Origin of the sequence: Actinoplanes sp. NPDC026670 (assembly GCF_040638175.1) — a bacterium.
GTDB lineage: Bacteria > Actinomycetota > Actinomycetes > Mycobacteriales > Micromonosporaceae > Actinoplanes.
Map to the genome: position 1 here is coordinate 174,703 of NZ_JBEZXU010000009.1, position 16,996 is coordinate 191,698.

General features: G+C 71.3%; 16 protein-coding genes and 1 pseudogene. 12 read left to right on the plus strand and 5 right to left on the minus strand.

What is annotated here, in order from left to right; genetic code table 11:
• Positions 1–195: 195 nt before the first annotated feature.
• Together AB0E94_RS11950 and AB0E94_RS11955 are read right to left on the minus strand one after the other, a co-directional pair.
• Entirely contained in the window at positions 196–2,262 is a 2,067-nt protein-coding gene (locus AB0E94_RS11950) for a hypothetical protein (protein ID WP_360325425.1), read from the minus strand.
• A gap of 125 nt (positions 2,263–2,387) precedes the next feature.
• A complete protein-coding gene (locus AB0E94_RS11955) occupies positions 2,388–2,678 on the minus strand; it encodes a hypothetical protein (RefSeq protein WP_360325426.1) in 291 nt (96 codons plus the stop codon).
• Between the two features lie 329 nt (positions 2,679–3,007).
• On the opposite strand from AB0E94_RS11955, the gene AB0E94_RS11960 reads away from it, so the two are divergent.
• The 6 genes and pseudogenes from AB0E94_RS11960 (at position 3,008) to AB0E94_RS11985 (ending at position 8,777) form a co-directional block, all read left to right on the plus strand.
• Positions 3,008–5,167, plus strand: coding sequence for a SpoIIE family protein phosphatase (locus tag AB0E94_RS11960; protein WP_360325427.1), 2,160 nt, complete (start codon positions 3,008–3,010; stop codon positions 5,165–5,167).
• Entirely contained in the window at positions 5,164–6,423 is a 1,260-nt protein-coding gene (locus AB0E94_RS11965) for a cation:proton antiporter (RefSeq protein ID WP_360325429.1), read from the plus strand. The genes AB0E94_RS11960 and AB0E94_RS11965 overlap by 4 nt, the downstream gene beginning before the upstream one ends.
• A 105-nt stretch (positions 6,424–6,528) precedes the next feature.
• Positions 6,529–7,284, plus strand: coding sequence for a VOC family protein (locus AB0E94_RS11970; RefSeq protein WP_360325431.1), 756 nt, complete (start codon positions 6,529–6,531; stop codon positions 7,282–7,284).
• Positions 7,285–7,921: 637 nt separating this feature from the next.
• Positions 7,922–8,158 (plus strand): helix-turn-helix domain-containing protein, encoded by a 237-nt coding sequence (locus tag AB0E94_RS11975; RefSeq protein ID WP_109589537.1) that lies wholly within the window; start codon positions 7,922–7,924, stop codon positions 8,156–8,158.
• Between the two features lies 1 nt (position 8,159).
• Positions 8,160–8,318, plus strand: a pseudogene (locus tag AB0E94_RS11980) (Clp protease N-terminal domain-containing protein); the annotation flags it as partial.
• Between the two features lie 72 nt (positions 8,319–8,390).
• The gene (locus tag AB0E94_RS11985) at positions 8,391–8,777 is read left to right on the plus strand and encodes a Clp protease N-terminal domain-containing protein (protein ID WP_360325510.1); all 387 of its coding nucleotides are present in this window, start codon (positions 8,391–8,393) and stop codon (positions 8,775–8,777) included.
• 121 nt (positions 8,778–8,898) lie between these two features.
• Here AB0E94_RS11985 and AB0E94_RS11990 read toward each other — a convergent pair whose 3' ends face one another.
• The gene (locus tag AB0E94_RS11990) at positions 8,899–9,357 is read right to left on the minus strand and encodes a GNAT family N-acetyltransferase (protein WP_360325511.1); all 459 of its coding nucleotides are present in this window, start codon (positions 9,355–9,357) and stop codon (positions 8,899–8,901) included.
• Positions 9,358–9,425: 68 nt separating this feature from the next.
• On the opposite strand from AB0E94_RS11990, the gene AB0E94_RS11995 reads away from it, so the two are divergent.
• Genes AB0E94_RS11995 through AB0E94_RS12005 form a run of 3 tightly spaced genes read left to right on the plus strand, consistent with a single transcriptional unit; the run spans position 9,426 to position 12,033 of the window.
• The gene (locus AB0E94_RS11995; RefSeq protein WP_360325432.1) at positions 9,426–9,866 is read left to right on the plus strand and encodes a MarR family transcriptional regulator; all 441 of its coding nucleotides are present in this window, start codon (positions 9,426–9,428) and stop codon (positions 9,864–9,866) included.
• Between the two features lie 5 nt (positions 9,867–9,871).
• Positions 9,872–10,822, plus strand: coding sequence for a pirin family protein (locus AB0E94_RS12000; protein WP_360325434.1), 951 nt, complete (start codon positions 9,872–9,874; stop codon positions 10,820–10,822).
• A gap of 14 nt (positions 10,823–10,836) precedes the next feature.
• The gene (locus AB0E94_RS12005; RefSeq protein WP_360325435.1) at positions 10,837–12,033 is read left to right on the plus strand and encodes an aminopeptidase; all 1,197 of its coding nucleotides are present in this window, start codon (positions 10,837–10,839) and stop codon (positions 12,031–12,033) included.
• 4 nt (positions 12,034–12,037) lie between these two features.
• Here the strand turns inward: AB0E94_RS12005 and AB0E94_RS12010 are convergent, their stop codons facing one another.
• Positions 12,038–13,621, minus strand: coding sequence for a phospholipase D-like domain-containing protein (locus tag AB0E94_RS12010; protein ID WP_360325437.1), 1,584 nt, complete (start codon positions 13,619–13,621; stop codon positions 12,038–12,040).
• Positions 13,622–13,720: 99 nt separating this feature from the next.
• Here AB0E94_RS12010 and AB0E94_RS12015 point away from each other — a divergent pair, with 99 nt between their 5' ends.
• On the plus strand, positions 13,721–13,846 hold the full coding sequence (locus tag AB0E94_RS12015) for a hypothetical protein (protein ID WP_360325438.1): 126 nt from the start codon (positions 13,721–13,723) through the stop codon (positions 13,844–13,846).
• On the opposite strand, the gene AB0E94_RS12020 is transcribed toward AB0E94_RS12015, so the two are convergent.
• Positions 13,802–14,497, minus strand: a complete 696-nt coding sequence (locus tag AB0E94_RS12020; RefSeq protein WP_360325439.1) for a class I SAM-dependent methyltransferase — start codon at positions 14,495–14,497, stop codon at positions 13,802–13,804. The two genes, AB0E94_RS12015 and AB0E94_RS12020, sit on opposite strands and share 45 nt — an antisense overlap.
• Positions 14,498–14,581: 84 nt before the next feature.
• On the opposite strand from AB0E94_RS12020, the gene AB0E94_RS12025 reads away from it, so the two are divergent.
• A complete protein-coding gene (locus AB0E94_RS12025) occupies positions 14,582–15,835 on the plus strand; it encodes a sensor histidine kinase (protein WP_360325441.1) in 1,254 nt (417 codons plus the stop codon).
• Positions 15,836–15,931: 96 nt separating this feature from the next.
• Complete coding sequence (locus AB0E94_RS12030; protein ID WP_360325443.1) at positions 15,932–16,573, plus strand: response regulator transcription factor; 642 nt, start codon at positions 15,932–15,934, stop codon at positions 16,571–16,573.
• The last annotated feature ends 423 nt before the right edge of the window (positions 16,574–16,996 follow it).

The window sequence follows — 16,996 nt, forward strand, 5'->3', positions numbered from 1 at the left end:
GGGGCCATGGGCGACAAGCCGTAAGCGACGAGCCTTGAACGACGAGCCTTGAGCGACGAGCCGTGGCCGAGAAGTCGTGGGCTACGAGCCAAGGGGAGGCGTTACTTGACGACGCGTCGCGGCCGAGGAGATGTCATCCGTCCGGGGGTTTCCTTCTCAAGCTGAGGCGGCAGCGCAGCAGGATCTCATGCCCGATCACGCTTGGGAACGCCCCGGTCGGGGCCGCTCCACAGTCGGATCGTCATCCCCACCGACGGCCGGGTCGTCCGCCCGCCCGACATCGGGAACGGTTGGGTCGTCCCCGATGTCCGCCCCGCGCGTGATGATCGAGGTCGTCGGCTCGTCCGAGCCGGCCTGCGAAACCGTCGACTCGTTCCCGTCCGCCGAAGCAGCCCCCACACCGCCGGGCGTCAGGAAGGTGGTCGGCTCCTCCTCCGCCGCGGACGCAGCCGCCACGCCACCCGGCGACAGGAACGTCGTCGGCTCGTCGGTGAGATCGGCGGTCGGTTCGCTGCCGGATCCCGGTTCCGGGGTGGGGCGTGAAGGTCTCACTCCAGGCGTGAGGAGCGTGGTCTCGGAGGCTCCGGCGCGAACGAAAACCGTGTCGTCCTCGGTGGGGTTACCGGCGTCGGCGGGCGGTTCGTCGTAGCGGTCGAAGCCCGGGATCATGTGCGGCCGGTCGTCCACCGGCGCGACGATGACCTGGGTCTCGTCGCTGTCGGCTTCGCGGTTCCGGCGTTCCTCCTCAGCCCAGCGGGTCTCCCAGGCCCAGTCGGCGCCCTCCTCCGGATACTCGGAACCGGTGACCGCAGTTTGATCCGATGCGGTCCCGTCATCAAAAGGGACGGCCCGGTTCTCCGATCCAGCGGATTCAAGCGGCTCCGCCGGCTCAGCCGCCCCGGCCACGATCGCCCCGCCCTGGTCCGCCAGCCGCTCCTCGTCGGCCCGGTGAACCTCAGCCGCGAGATCAGCCTCGCCGGCACGACGTGCTTCCGCCGCCCGACGCCGATCCTCGGCAAGCCGCCCACCCGCAGCCGACGGCAGACCGGCGTCACCCGGCGCAGACGGCGACCCGACGCCATCCGAAGCGCCTACCGCAGACGGTGACCCGCCACCGGCTACGAACGGTGACCTGCCAGCGGCCGCGGACGGTGACCCGGCCTCGCCCGGCTCACCCGCGATCCGTCCGGCATCGGCGTTCCCCGCCGCGCGGTCCGCCATGGCAGGGCCGGATTGCGGCAGCAGGAACTCCGTCTTGTCGGCATCCTGGCCAGCCACGTCCTCGTCTGGATCCCGACCCGGCAGGTCAGACCCGGAACCAGCCGGCCCGGACCCGACCAACCCAGGACCATTCGGGCCGGAATCGGCTGCGACAGACCCCGCTGGGCCCGAACCGGTCAGGGCCGAGCCGGTCGAAGCCGGGCCGGTCGAGGCCAGGCCGGTTGGAGCAGGGCGGCCGGTTGGGGACGGATCTGTAGGGGCCGAAGGGCCTGGAGCCGGAGCATCTGAGCGCGGAGCGGCTTCGGGGCTGCCCGGCTGGGGTGACGCGGCCTGCCGGGAACGTTCCTCGGCGTAGGCACGGGCCTGGTTACGGATCACCGCCGACTCCGCCGCCGCGCGGTCCAGCCATCCCTCCCAGCGCTGCTGCATGGGCCGGATCAACCCGCCGCCGACACCCACGATGATCACGCCGGCGACGGTGGCGAGGATGGTGATCAGGAGGGGCCGGGTCACCGAGGTGGCGATGCCGATCTGGTCGAGGCCGGCGATCACGCCGAGCGTGACGATGACCGCCGCCGCCGCTTTGGCCAGCACACGTGCGTAGGCCAGCCCGCCGAGGACGGCGAGCACGAGATCGTGGGCGGCGCGGGCGATGGCCGCGGTGACGACGACGATGACGATGGCGACGAGCACCTGTGGCAGCCAGGAGATGAGGGCGGTGATCAGGTCGCTGGCCGGGTTGGGCCCCCACACCCCGAACGACGCTTGCAGCGCGAACAGGAGCACCACGAAGAAGACGAGCCGCGCACAGACGTCGGTGACGCTGGGCGTGCCGGGTCTCAGTAGTCGCCCGGCCGGCCCGCTCTGCACGACCCGGTCGAACCCGGCCCGCCGCAGCGCTTTGGCGGTCAGCGTCCGGGCGAGGCGGGCCAGCAGGTAGCCGGCGATCAGGATCAGCAGCGAAACCAGGACGGTCGGCAGATAGAGCACCACGGACCGCCACATGTCGTTCAGGCTTCGGGTCAGCCCGTCTCCGGTCATCCGTCCTCCCTGACTCGGCGAGGCGGAACGTCGGCCACCGCCTCACCGCAGGAGTACCACGCCCCTCCGACATCCGGGCCCGCCCCTGCACAAAGCGGCATACCCCGCATCTCGGCGGTCCACCCCTACGACAACGCGGCGACCAGCACGGCGAGGATGCCGACGGCGGCGGCGACGGCGAGCAGGAACGCGACGCGATGCGTGGGCACGGCGGTGCGATGCGCTCCCGGTTCCGGGTTCTCCACGATCATCCTTGGGTACGCGGACCCGGGCCCCGCCTCGACCGCGGCCATCGTGATCGTCTCGGCCGACGCGGACCACGCTGCCAGCGCCGCATAACGCTGGTCCTGGAGGTCGGGCCCGGTCGGTGGCACGGCCTGCCGGGTGGGCAGCGGCCCCGCGTGATACGACGGCACAGGCGAAGTCCCGGGAGACTGACCCGGCGCGACATACGACGAGGTCCAGGGCGTGTTCCGGGAGGTGGCACGCGGTTGGCCGGCCGGCTGTCCGGATCCGGCGGTGTCACGTGTCACACCGTGCAGCGGTTCGATCACGGCGGCGACTATAGGTCGGCGACCGTTCCACTGACCAAGTTCTCATCGCGTATCCGCCGCTCACGCAGGGTGAGGGCAAGCGTGAATCGTCCTCAGCAGTAATCTCGGAGCCGTACCGGAGAACGGTCAATAACCGGACGGACGGCCGGTGGGGCATCGTACAAACGGACCACACGGGATAGGCTTTCCGCATGGTGGGGTCGGGAGGTTTCGGGACGGGTGGTCTTCACCCCTCGCTGATCACCACGCTGCCCGTGCAGGCGGCCGGTGCCCAGCACACCGGCCTGGGCTGTTCCGCTCTGGTGCACGCTTTCGACTGGTCGGCGACCTCGCTCGGCCCGATCACCGGGTGGGATCCGGCGGTCCGCGCCGCGGTCGAGCTCGCTCTCTCCTCCCCCATTCCGATGCTGCTCACCGTCGGTGACGATTTTGTGGTGGTCTACAACGACGCCTACGCCGAGGTCCTCGACGCACTGCATCCGGCGGCGCTGGGCCGCCCGGCCGCGTCGGCGTTCGGCGCGATGTGGGAGCAGCCGGGCCTGGGTGACGTGATCCAGCAGGTGCACCGGACCGGCCGGTCGATCCTGGAGCCGGAGAGCCAGGTGCAGTTCGCGCCGGGGCGCACCGAGCCGGCCTTCTACACCCGGGGCCACTCGGTGATCCGCACGTCGCGGGGCGCGGTGGCCGGGGTGCTCACGGTGGCGGCCGAGACCACGCACGTGATCCACCGGTTGCAGAGTCTCGGTGAGCTGACCGCTCGGCTGGCCGGCGCACTGACCATCGACGATGTCACGCGAGTCGTCCTGACGTACGCCATGGCATCCTTTGATCTTGATCATTGTGTCCTGGCCGTGGACGACGGCCTGGCCTACCGCTATGTCCGCCGCATTCGCGGCGAAATGCTCGACGAGGTGGACGAGCGGCTGCCACCGGTCTGGCGGCGGATCAGCGCCGACCCGGCGGCGCCCGCGGTGGCGGCGGCGGAGACCGGCCGGGCCACCTTCGTCGCCGACGGCGAGCCGCTCGCGGCGGTCGCGGCGGACCGGCACGAGCGACGGGTCCGGTCGCTGGCCGCCCTCCCGTTGCGGACGCCGTCGCTGCGGGGCGCGCTGACCGTCGGGTTCCGCCGGGCGCACGCCTGGCTGCCGGCCGAGCGGGCGCTGCTGACGGCGGCGGCCGAGCTGGTCGCGCAGGCGGCCGAGCGGGCCCGGCGGTTCGAGGCCCAGCACGGCACCGCCCAGTTGCTCCAGCGCAGCATGCTTCCCGAGCACCTGCCCGAGCTGGACACGTTCCGGATCGCGGCGCGCTACGACGTGGGTGTCGACGGCAACGCGGCCGGCGGCGACTTCTATGACGCGTTCCACCTGCTCGACGGCCGGCTGGCGATGGTCCTCGGTGACGTGGCCGGGCACGATGTGCGGGCCGCCGCGGTGATGGGGCAGGTCCGGGCCGCGCTGCGGGCGATGGCGCTGACCGATCCGTCGCCGCCGAGCGTGCTGGCCGGGCTGGACCGGCTGGTCGGCTCGCTGGGCGCGGAGTCGCGCAACGAGGAGATCTTCGTGACCGTCGTGTACGGGGTGCTCGACCCCTCCGACGGTTCGATCACGCTGGCCAGCGCGGGTCATCCGCCGCCGGTGCTGCGCCGGGCCGGGCGGTCCGGCGAGCCGGCCACCGCCGAGCTGGTCAAGGTGCCGCCGGGCGCCCCGCTGGGTCTGGGCGGGCGCTGGCAGACCGGCTCGCTGCGGCTGGAGCCGGGCGACACGATCCTGATGTTCAGCGACGGTGTGGTGGAGCGGCGCGACCGGCCGCTCAACGACGGGCTGGACGCGCTGGTCGCGGCGGCGGCCGCGTCACCGAGCGGCGACCCGCGCAACATGTGCTCGCTGGCGACGGCCGCGGTGCCCGGCACCACTGACGACGACGTGGCGGTGCTGGCGGTGGAGCACGCGCTGGCGATGAGCCGGTCGGCGACGTTGCAGGTGGCCGCCGAGCCGACCAGCCCGAGCCGGGTGCGGCAGTGGATGACGATGCGGCTGCGCGAGTGGAGCGTGCCGGAGCCGGTGATCGGCGCGGCGATCCTGTGCACCAGCGAGCTGACCACCAACGCGCTGCTGCACGCCGGCACCCCGGCCCAGGTGCACATCGACCTGAACGCGGAGCGGCTGCTCGTGTCGGTGGCCGACACCGGCACCCGGGGCAGTGTGATCCGGGCGCACGCCGACACGCTGGCCAGCCGGGGCCGGGGCCTGGGGCTGATCGAGGAGCTCAGCGATTCATGGGGCACCGACCCGACGGTGCGTGGCTCGACGGTGTGGTTCGAGATGCTCTTGGCGGGTAAAGCGCGGGCATGATTCTCCCGGGCATACAGGTGTCCGATGTGCTGTTCGCCCTGTTCGGGCTGGGTGCCCTGCTTGCCGGGATCCTCCCCCGGGTGCTGGAGCGCCGCCCACTGTCCATGCCGATGGCGTTCCTCGGGCTGGGTCTGCTGCTCTTCGGGTTGCCGCTGGGCCTGCCGGCGGCCGATCCGCTGGCCCATCCGAAGGTGACCGAGCACCTCACCGAGGTGTGCGTGATCGTGGCGCTGATGGGCGCCGGACTGAAGATCGACAGGCCGTTCGGGCGGCGGCGGTGGGCGTCGACGCTCCGGCTGCTGATCATCGCGATGCCGGTGACGATCGCGGCGGTGGCGCTGCTCGGCTGGTGGTGGGCCGGGCTGGTGCCGGCGTCGGCGTTGCTGCTGGGCGCGGCGATGGCGCCGACCGATCCGGTGCTGGCGGCGGACGTGCAGGTCGGCGAGCCGACCGGCGAGGAGGATTCGGAGGACGAGGTACGGTTCGCGCTGACCTCCGAGGCGGGGCTGAACGACGGGCTGGCGTTCCCGTTCGTCTATGCGGCCATCGCGATCGCGGCGCACGGCCTGGATCCGGCCGGCTGGCTCGGCGGCTGGGTGCTCGTCGACGTCCTCTACAAGGGCGTGGTCGGGCTGGTCGGCGGCATCGTGATCGGCAAGCTGCTCGGCAGGCTGTTCTTCCGGGTCGAACGGGACTCACTGCGGCTGGCCCGGCATTCCGAGGGATTCCAGGCGCTGGCGGCGACCTTCCTGGCGTACGGGCTGGTCGAGGTCGCCGGGGGCTACGGTTTCCTGGCCGTGTTCGTGGCGGCGCGGGCGATCCGGGCGGCCGAGCGGTCCCATGAGTACCACCAGGTGCTGCACGATTTCGCCGAGCAGATCGAGCGGCTGTTGACCGTACTGCTGCTGCTTCTCCTGGGTGGCGCCGTGGTCGGCGGCCTCCTGGCGCCGCTGACCCTCCCGGCCGCCCTCGCCGGCCTCGCGCTGATCTTCGTGGTCCGGCCGCTGGCCGCTTTCGCCGCCCTGCGAGGTGCCCCCGGGCGCCCCTCGGAACACTGGGTGATCGCCACGTTCGGTATCCGTGGCGTGGGCACGTTCTATTACCTAGCGTATGCAGTGACACATGCCGATTTTCCGAACGAACCACTTCTCTGGGCGACGGCGGCATTCGTCGTTGTCGTGTCCGTAGTGCTGCACGGCGTAGCCGCGACACCGGTGATGCGTCACCTTGACCACACACCTGCTTACCAAGAGTAGTTTAAAACTGCTCTAAACCAGACAATGAACCGGCTGGTGGTGACGAAGCGTTATCAGTGCCGTAGAGTACGAAGGTAACTGGGGATGTCCACCATGGAGCGGCTCATGCGGATCAGAGGCTATGCACCCTTGACACCTTGCTGGGTGGAACTGGCGAGTGCGGACCCCGCACGCGCGGCGCAGTTTTACGGAGAGTTGTTTGGCTGGGAGTCGGCGGGTGATCGGTTCAAGCTCGGGGGGCGCGCTGTCGCCGGCCTCACCCGCAGTCAGTTCGACCGGCCCGACGGCTGGCTCACCCACCTGAGCACGCCCGACCTCGAGGAGACGCTCGAGCAGGTCGCCCTGTCCGGCGGCCACTGCCTGAGCCACCCGGCCGAGGCGCACGGCGGACGGCGCGCGATCGTCGCCGACCCGAACGGCGCCATCATCGGCCTGTGGCAGGCGTACGACTTCGCCGGCGCGCAGGCGGGCGGCGAACCCGGCACGATGTCGTGGCCAGAACTCATCACCGACGACCCGGACGGCGCGGCCCGCTTCTACGGCTCGGCGTTCGGCTGGCTGCTCAACCAGCAGTTCGGCTCCGGCGAGTGGCTGAACCAGGCCCACGACGCCATCGCCGGCCTCGCCCCCGGATACCGTGGCGCCTGGTGGCGTGCGGCCTTCCAGGTCGAGGACATCCAGGCCGCGGCCGACCAGTGCGAACGCCTCGGCGGCGCGGTCATCATGGAGCCGTCGGAGGCGGGCCTGACCGCTCTCGCCGAGTTGCGTGACCCGTTCGGCACCCGGTTCACGGTCGCCGCGCCGGTGCACCACCCGGTCGAGCTGACCGTGTCTCTCGGCACCCTGCCCGCCTGGGACTGATCAGATCGTTTTCGGAAAGAGGCCGACCCCTCGGGGTCGGCCTCTCCGTGTTTCCGGGCCGGTCTCCGCCCGCCATCTTGTTGATTTCGGGCACACTCGAGTTTCGTCATTTAGGGATCGTTTGCTTCGGTCGCGCCGGCCTGGCATCACTGCAGGGCGCACCGGTTCTTCGCCCGGGCTGTGTTGCCGGTGGGCCTTCCGCCGGACGCGGCCGGTGGGCCTTCCGCCGGACGCGGCCGGTGGGCCTTCCGCCGGACGCGGCCGCCGGTCCTTCGGCCGGACGCGGTCGCCAGTGTTCGGCCCGGCATGGTCGCCAGCACGCGACGGCCAGCGCACACAATGCGGCAACGTGCGACTTCACCCTCGCCGGGACGAAGACAGGCGCACACGAACGGCACAACGCGTGCGCCCATCCCCGTCAGAGCGAAGCAAGCGCACACAATCGGCGAACGTGTGCGCTGACCACCGCTGCGCCCAGGTAAACGTGTGCGCTGACCTGCAATGTCGCTGCGCAAGATGGCGAAACTCGAGGGTCACGCCTGTTCCATGGAAGTCCGCACGATCGGATTTCGGACGTGGGGCACCTTCCTCGTCAACCTTCATTGACAGGGTGGTGGTGTCAACGTAAGTTGACGGCATGACCGAAGCTACCGATCTCGCCGCCGCAGCCGGCAGCACCGACCCCCGGGTCGGGCTCCGTGCAGTGGTGGCGTTGCGCCGTCTCCTGGAGGGACTGGAGCGCCTACAGGTGGCGAACGCCCGGGCCAGAGGCTGGTCCTGGCAGGAGATCGCCGACGCGCTCGAAGTGACCCGCCAGGGCGTGCACAAGAAGCACGCCCGGCTGCTGCCGATGCCGGATCCACGGGAGGACTGAGATGTTCGAGCGATTCACCAAGGCCGCCCGCGAGGTCGTGATCGGCGCCCAGGAGCGGGCCCGGCTGCTCGGGCACGAGACGATCGGCACCGAGCACACCCTGCTGTCGCTGGTCGCCGGGGAGAGCGGCGCGGTTCGCGAGGCGTTCCGGGGCGCCGCGGGCGAGGTCGACGAGACCTACGTCCGGGAGGCGATCGTCAGGCACGTCGGCGACCGGAGCGAGACCGCCGAGATCGCCGACCGGGATGCCGAGGACGCGGCGGCACTCAAGTCGATCGGCATCGACCTGGACGCGGTGCGTGCCGCGATCGAGGAGAACTTCGGGGCCGGCACGCTGCGGCTGCCCCGGCCGGCGCCGAAGAAGAAGGGCCTCTTCGGGCGGCTCTCCCTCAGCGCGGCCGGGCACCGGCCGTTCTCGGCGCGCAACAAGAAGGTCCTGGAGCTGTCGCTGCGCGAGGCGATCCGGCTCAAGCACAACTTCATCGCGCCGGAGCACATCGCGCTGGGCATCCTGCGTGAGGGCCGGGGCCTGGCGATGCTCATCCTGGCCGAGCGCGGTGTCGACTTCGACGTGGCCCGCGAGCGGCTCACCCAGTCGCTCAACACGCCGGCCGCGTAAACGAGCGTGGTGATCCGCGGCGCGAATCCGACCGCACGTCACCACGCGGAGCGCGCGGCGGCGCGTGGCCACGGTGGCCGTGCCGTTGTCCTGAGGATCGGGTGCGGGTAGCCGTACCGAATCAAAGTCGAAGGCGCATCGCGGGGTCGGACGTGCGGGCGAACCCCAGCGATGTGTAGAGCGGCTCGCCGTCAGGCGATGCCTTCAGGTCCGCGACGCGGACGTCCTGGTCGCGGAACCATTGCAGGAGCGCCTCCAGGCAGGCGCGGGAATATCCGCGGCGCCGGGCGCCGGGGTCGGTGACGACGTTGAAGACGTAGCCGACGCGACCGTCCGGGCTGTACGGGTTGCCGAGGTGCTCGTCGACGACACCGACCGCGCAGGCGGCGAGCCCGGGCCCGTCCGGGTTCTCGACGACGAAACCCGCGAGGGCCGGTTCGGGTGCGGACAGGCGGCGCAGCAGGGAGGCGCGGGCCGGTTCGCGCCAGTCGTCGTTCCAGGCACGGCCCGGGAAGGTCCGCAGCAGGACCGCACGGAGGCGGACGAGTTCGTCGGCGTCGTCGGGGGTGGCTCGGCGCATCTTCACGTGATCACCCTAACCTTATTTCAGATTTGAAGTTTCAGATTTGAAGGAGTACGGTTCGTGTCATGGCCGAACCGTTGACCGCGACGCAGCTGGCGCACTGGCGCACCTTCATCGAGAGCTCCTGGGCGCTGCACACCCGCCTCGAGGACGAGCTGCGCGCCGCCACCGGGCTGAGCATGAACGACTACCACGTGCTCGTCGCGCTGGCCGACGCGCCGGGCCGGCGGATCCGGATGGGCGAGCTGGCCAGCCGGCTCGTGCTGTCGCCGAGCCGGATCACGTACCAGATCAACTCCATGATCAAGCGGGGTCTGGTGCGCAAGGAGAGCTGCCCCGACGACGGCCGCGGCCAGGAGGCGGTCCTCACCGAGGAGGGGCGGACCGCGCTGCGCGAGGCCGCGCCGGCGCATCTGGAAACCGTCCGCGAGAGCTTCATCGATCATCTCGACGACGAGGAGCTGGCCGTGATCGGCCGGGTCTTCGCCAAGATCAGGAAGGTGTGAGACCCATGCCCGCCATCACCGTCGACGACGTCCTCGTTCTGCCCCGCCTGCCGCGCCTCGACCCGGTCACCACCGAGTTCCGCGCGGTCCGGCGGCTGACCACGGCCCCGCAGGGGTATGAGGGTGAGGGCTTCCCGGTCCGCCGGGCCTTCGCCGGGGTGCCGATGTCCGAGCTGGACCCCTTCATCCACCTGGACCAGATGGGTTCGGTGGATTATGGGCCGAACGAGCCGAAAGGGACCCCCTGGCACCCGCACCGTGGGTTCGAGACGGTCACCTACATGATCGACGGGATCATGGACCACCAGGATTCGCTCGGTGGCGGCGGCTCGATCTCGAACAGCGACACCCAGTGGATGACCGCCGGCTCCGGGATCCTGCACATCGAGGCGCCGCCGGAGCACCTGGTGGTCAGCGGCGGGCTCTTCCACGGGCTCCAGCTCTGGGTCAACCTGCCGCGGGCGGCCAAGATGATCGACCCCAAATACCAGGACATCAGGGGTACGAAGGCCGCGCTCCTCACCACACCGGACGGCGGCGGGCTGATCCGGGTGATCGCCGGTGAGATCGCCGGGCACCGTGGGCCCGGATCGACGTTCACACCGATCAACCTGGCGCACATCACCCTCCAGCCCGGCGCACGCCTCGACCTGCCCTGGCAGACCGACTACAACGCGCTGGTCTACACCCTCTCGGGTGAGGGCTGGGTGGGCACCGACATGCGGCCGGTCCGGCTCGGGCAGCTCGCCACCTACGGGCCCGGCGAGGCGATCCGGGTCGAGGCGAAAACCGAGCTCGACCTGTTCGTGATGGGTGGACAGCCGATCCGGGAGCCGATCGCCCACTACGGCCCGTTCGTGATGAACACGAGGGCCGAGCTCAAGCAGGCCTTCGAGGACTACCAGAAAGGCCGGCTCGGCGTCATCCCGGCGGCGCGCGCACCGCACACCGACTGATTACGCTGAGCGGCATGGACCGCATCGAGCGATTCGCCGACGTCGTGGTCCGGGCCGGTGTCAACGTCCAGCCCGGGCAGGGAGTCATTCTTCGTACGGACACCGCGCATCTGGAGATCGCCCGGGCCGTCGTCGCCGCCGCGTATGCGGCCGGCGCGGCCTGGGTCGAACCGATCTGGTCGGACGGCCCGATGCGCCGCGCCGCCGTGGATCACGCCAGCCTGGAGTCGCTCTCCGCGAGCCGCGGCTGGGCACTCCAGCGCATCCGGGAGTGGGCCGAGCAGGGCGTCGCGTCGATCGCCCTGCACGGCGACGCCGACCCGCACCTGCTCGACGGCGCCGACCCGGCGCGCGCCGCCGCCTTCCCGGCCGAGGAGGTGCGGGCGATGCGCGAGCACGTGATGGGCCGGCTCCGCTGGACCATCGTCGGCGCGCCCAACCCGGGCTGGGCCAACCAGGTGTTCGGCGAGCCGGACACCGAGCGGCTGTGGGAGGCGGTGTCGACGGCGATGCGCCTGGACACCCCGGACCCGGCGCTGGCCTGGCGGGAACGGGCGGCGACCCTCGCCGATCGCGGGTCCCGGCTCGACGCCCTGGAGCTGACCTCGGTGCGCTATGTCGGGGACGGCACCGACCTGACCGTCGGCCTGATCCCCGGATGCCGGTGGACGGGCGGCGGGCTGGTCGACCCGGCCGGGGTGCCGTACATGCCGAACATCCCCACCGAGGAGGTCTTCACCAGCCCCGACCGGCACTCCGCGGACGGGGTGATCCGGGTGACGAAACCGCTGGCGCTGAACGGCAGCCTGATCCTCGGCCTGCGGCTGGAGTTCTCCGGCGGGCGGATCGTGTCGGTCTCCGCGGACTCCGGCGCCGACGTCGTCCGGGCCCAGCTGGAGACCGATCCGGGCGCCCGCTCGCTCGGTGAGGTGTCCCTGGTGGACTCGGACAGCCGGATCGCCCGTACCGGGATCGTCTTTCACAACACACTCTTCGACGAGAACGCCGGCTGTCACGTGGCCTGGGGGTCGAGCTTCCCGTTCGCCGTGCCGGGCGGCCCCTCGATGACCGTCGCCCAGCGCGAGGAACTGGGCCTGAACACCTCGGCCGTGCACACCGACGTGGTGATCGGCGGCGACGGCATCACCGTCACCGGCACCGGGCCGAAAGGCACGATCGAGATCATCCGTAACGACGAGTGGGTCCTCTAGGAATTCACCACCGGGAGTGCCGGCGGTCCCGCCAGGGCCGGCCGTCCGGATCATAAACGAGGCGGTACGCGGGAAGTGCCCACAACCGCTGATGCCACGGCAGGCGCTCGGTCTCGTGCGGGATGAGCCGGCCCGGCGGACGGGGACCGACCCGTCCGCCGTCCCGCCAGTCCCGCAGCCGGTCCGCGGCGGCGGTCACCGCCTCGACGGCATCGGCCGGGTCGAGCAGGTCGGCGTCGTCACCGTCGGCCCGGTCCAGATGCTCGCGCATCAGGGCCAGCCGGAGGTCACGGGGGAACGTCCGGGCGCCGTCGCCGATCCCGGCCGGGTCACGGGGCGCCCGCTCGTCCCGGGTCTCGTCGAGGACCGCGCAGGACAGCTCGCTGTCGTGCGTCCACGAACGACGGTTGAAGTTGTCGCTGCCGACGCTGCACCAGGTGTCGTCGATCACGCAGACCTTCGCGTGCACGTAGATCGGCGTGCCGGCGTGGTTCTCCAGGTCGAAGACGTGCACCCGGCCGGGGTCGACCTGCCGGCACAGCTCGATCGCCTGCTCCCGGCCGACCAGGTTCGGCGGCAGCGCGAACCCGCCGTCCACATCCGGGTGCCGTGGCACCACGGCGATCAGGTGCAGCTCCGGTTCGTCGCGCATCTCCTCGGCGAAGAGCTGGGCCACCTCCTTCGACCAGAGGTACTGATCCTCCAGGTAGATCAGGCGGCGGGCCCGTCTGATGGCCTTGGTGTAGCCGCGGGCCACACTGCGCTCGCCGAGCTTCGCGAAACCGTAGGGCGGCCGCATCGCCGGATAGGTCCGCAGCACCTGGACGGTGTGCGGGCCGCACTCCGGCGGGTCCGGCGGCTGCTCCGGCAACGGGTCGGGGCTCATGTCCTCGTGCCGCAGCCGGTCGGTGATCGTGGCGACCGGGCCGTTCTGGTCGAGCGGCACCCGGTCGCACCACCGCTCACGGAACGACTGGTCGAGAGTGCCGACGACCGGGCCCCGCAGCGCGAGCTGAAGATCGTGCCAGGGCGGATTCGAGCCGTACGGCGAAGCCATCTGCACCGCCTGCGGGTCACCGTCGTGCCGGGCGTCGTCGCGGCGGCTGTGACACAGGTCGATCCCACCGGCGAAGGCGATGTCCAGCTCCGGACGGCCCGGATGGCGCAGCACCACGAGTTTCTGATGGTGTGAGCCACCGCGCCGGACCCGCTGGTCGAGCAGCACCTCGCCGCCGGCCGCCTCGATCTCGTCGCTGAGGTTCCGGTTCTCCTCCTCGCTGTACGCCAGTTTGTCGAGGTGTGAACGCCAGAGCAGGCCCTTCACGATCACCCCGCGGGCGGCGGCCGCGGCGAACAACTCGGCCACGGTCGGCCCGTCGTCGCTGGTGCGCTCGTCCGGGTCGCCGCGCCAGTCGGTGAAGAAGAGGTGATCACCGGCGGTCAGCCGGCCGATCTCGGTCACCAGCCGATCGAAGTAACTTTGCCCGTGAATAAGTGGCTCGACCGTGTTTCCAGTGTTCCATATGGGTATGGAGGTGTCCGGGTTGCCGCGTTCGGCAGCGGAGAGAAGCCATTCCTGCGGCGGCACTGCAGCCCCTTCGAGGTCGACGACGCCCTCACGGTAAGCCTCTCGCCCGCCGCCCGCATCCGGAGCGGCAACCCCCGAGCCCCCCGGAGGACCGAACCCATGAGCAGTGAGCCACTGACCACCACCCCCGTCGCCGAGGCCACCGACGCCGCCGAGAAAGGGCTGCTCCTCGCGGTCCTGCTACTCGTCGTCCTGGGCACCGCCGCGATGCTGATGATGGCCTGATCGCGAGCGGATCGCGAACATCGTCGGGACCGGGGAACCGCCCTCGACGAAACCCTCGAACCGCAGGCCCGCCTCCAGGAACGCGGTCAGCAGAGCGGGCAGGGGCCAGTGACTGGCGCCCACCTTGTCGCGGACGCCACGGTCGGTCCACGACGCCTTCGTCCAGTGCCCGTCCAGATAACCGGGACGGATCACCACCGCCGCGGAATCACTACGGTCGGCGAAACCACCACAGAACGCCGGATGCACACCGATGTGCACGAACCGCCCACCGGGCCGCAGAACCCGGCTGACCTCACGCAGGACGGCCGGGTAGCCGGGCATGTCGGTGTGCGCCATCACGGTGATCGCGGCGTCGACCGACCCGGAACGCAACGGCAGCCGGGTCGCGTCGGCACGGGCGGCCGGCAGCCTGCCCGACGCGTGCCGCAGCATCCCGGCCGACAGGTCGACGCCGACCGGGCTCCAGCCGAGATCACGCAGCTGGGCCGCGTGCACCCCGGTGCCGCAGCCGATCTCCAGACAGCGCCCCGGCCCGCGGCCGAGCTGCTCGGTGATGGCCCGTCTGATCCCCAGCGGATCACCGGGCAGACTGCCCGGCAGGAACTCGGTCTCATACCAGTCCGCGATCTCGTCGTAGGCCGCTCTCATCGGTCGAAGGTATACCCAGCCATACCCCGGAAGGTGTCCCTGGACGGCTGGGCCGGGCCGGTCGCCGCTGGCTACCTTGAACCGGTGCTGATCGATGCCCTGAAGGACCGCCGCTACCTGCGCACGGCCTGGCCGTGGTGGTCGCTGCTGCAGCTGGCGGTGACCGCGGTGATCGCCGCGCCGGTCGCGTTCGGATTCTGGATCCTCGCGCTGCCCTGGCTGGTCGCCGGGCAGGAGGTCACCGAGGGCCGCGAGCCGAAACCGGCCGTGGTCGTGCTGATGCTCCTGTCCGCGTTCCTGTTCGCCGTCGCCGGGCCGGCCGTGGCCCTGCCGCTGGCCGCGCTGGAGCGCCGCCGGCTGCGGCTGCCTGCCCCGCACCGGCCGCTGGTCTCCGGCCCGGTCGCCTGGTTCCTGGCCCGCTGCCGGGAGGAGTCGACGTGGCGGGCGGTCGCCTATGCGGTGCTGCTCGCCCTGGCCGCTCCCCTGCTGTGGCTCGGCGCCGCCCTGGTCCTCGTGCTCGAGGTGGTCCTGCTGCTCAGCCCGTGGCTGGCCGAGTGGCAGCTCGGCGACCTGGTGATCCGCGGCGGGCCCGGTGCGACGCCGTTCATGCTGCTGGGCCTCGCCGGGCTGCCGGCCGTCCTCTATCTCGCCGGCGCGGCCGCCGCCCTGCACACCGCGCTGGCCCGGCGCCTGCTCGGCGCCACCGACGTGCTGCGTGACCAGCTGACCGAGGTGTCACTGTCCCGGTCCCGGCTGGCCGACGCGTTCGACGCCGAGCGCCGCCGGATCGAGCGCGACCTGCACGACGGCGCCCAGCACCGGCTCACCAGCCTCACCCTGCAGCTCGGCATGGCCCGGCTCGACCTGCCGGGCGACTCCCCGGCCGCCGAGCCGCTGGGCCGGGCCCACGAGCAGGCCAAGGAGCTGATGGTGGTGCTGCGCGACCTGGTGCACGGCATCCGCCCGCAGACCCTCGCCGACCTGGGGCTGCCGGCCGCGCTGTGGGAGCTGGCGGCGAATTCGCCGGTGCCGGTGGCGGTGGACACCGGCGACATCGTCGACCGGCTGCCGGAGCGGGTCGAGACCACCGCCTACTTCGTCGCGGCCGAGGCGCTGACCAACGTCGCGAAGCACGCGCACGCCACCTCGGTGCAGGTGCGCCTGGACCGGGCCGGTGACGTGATCGTGCTGGAGGTCCTCGACGACGGTCGGGGCGGCGCCGATCCGGTTCACGGTTCCGGGCTCACCGGCCTCGCCGACCGGGTGGCCGCGGCCGGCGGCAAGCTGCTGCTGGCCAGCCCGGCCGGTGGGCCGACGCTGCTGCGGGTCGAGCTGTGACCCGGGTGATCCCGGCCGGTGGGCCGACGCTGCTGCGGGCCGAGCTGTGACCCGGGTGATCCCGGCCGGTGGGCCGACACTGCTGCGGGTCGAGCTGTGACCCGGGTGGTCCTGGCCGAGGACGGGGTGTTGCTGCGCGAAGGGCTGGTCGGGGTGCTGGTCCGGTTCGGGTTCGAGGTGGTCGCCGCCGTCGGTGACGCCGCCGAGCTGACGGCCGCGGTCGACGAGCACGATCCCGGGCTGGTGATCACCGACATCAAGATGCCGCCGTCCTTTCAGGACGAGGGGCTCCGGGCCGCGGTCCGGCTGCGGGCGTCCCGTCCCGGTCTGCCGGTCGTCGTGCTCAGTCAGTATGTGCAGCAGGAGTATGCGGCCGACCTGATCGCGACCGGTGACGGAGTCGGCTACCTGCTCAAGGACCGGGTGGCCGACATCGCCGAGTTCGTGGGCGCGCTGCGCACCGTGGTCGCGGGCGGCACCGTCGTCGACCCGGATGTGGTTCGCCGCCTGATCAGCCGTCCGCAGGACCCGCTGGCCGGGCTCTCCGTCCGGGAGCGGGAGGTGCTGGCGCTGATCGCCGAGGGCCGGTCCAACTCGGCGATCGCGGCGGGCCTGTTCATCAGCGAGCCGGCGGTCGGCAAGCACGTCGGCAACATCCTGTCCAAGCTGGGCCTGCCCCCGACCGACGACACGAACCGGCGGGTGCTCGCGGTGCTCGCCTTCCTACGAGCCCGCTGACCACCGAGCCCACTCACAGCCGTGCTCTCAACCAGGCGTGCCCACAGTCAGGCGTGCTCACGACCGGGCCTGCCGACGATGGTGTCGCCCTGAGACGACAGCGACGCGCCACCCCGGCAGGTCTCGACCCCCTCCTCGATCTGGATAGAAAACAAAGCCCGACCCGTGCGGAGCTGCAGGTGACTGTGGCCATGACGCGAGGCTCGCCCGATCTCGCGGGGGCGTAAGGGCGCGATGACGCCTGTCCACAGCCGTTTTCCCCCACCCCGGGCAGGCGCGAAGCGCCCCGGAAGACCTGTGAACTTCAGGCACACCTGTCCCGCACTCGAGTTTCGCCACTTGGGGATCGTTTGCGTCGGTCGCGCCGGCCTTGTGCGCGTCACGGTCTTCTTTCCACGACGACGGTCGCCGGCGCTCGGCCCG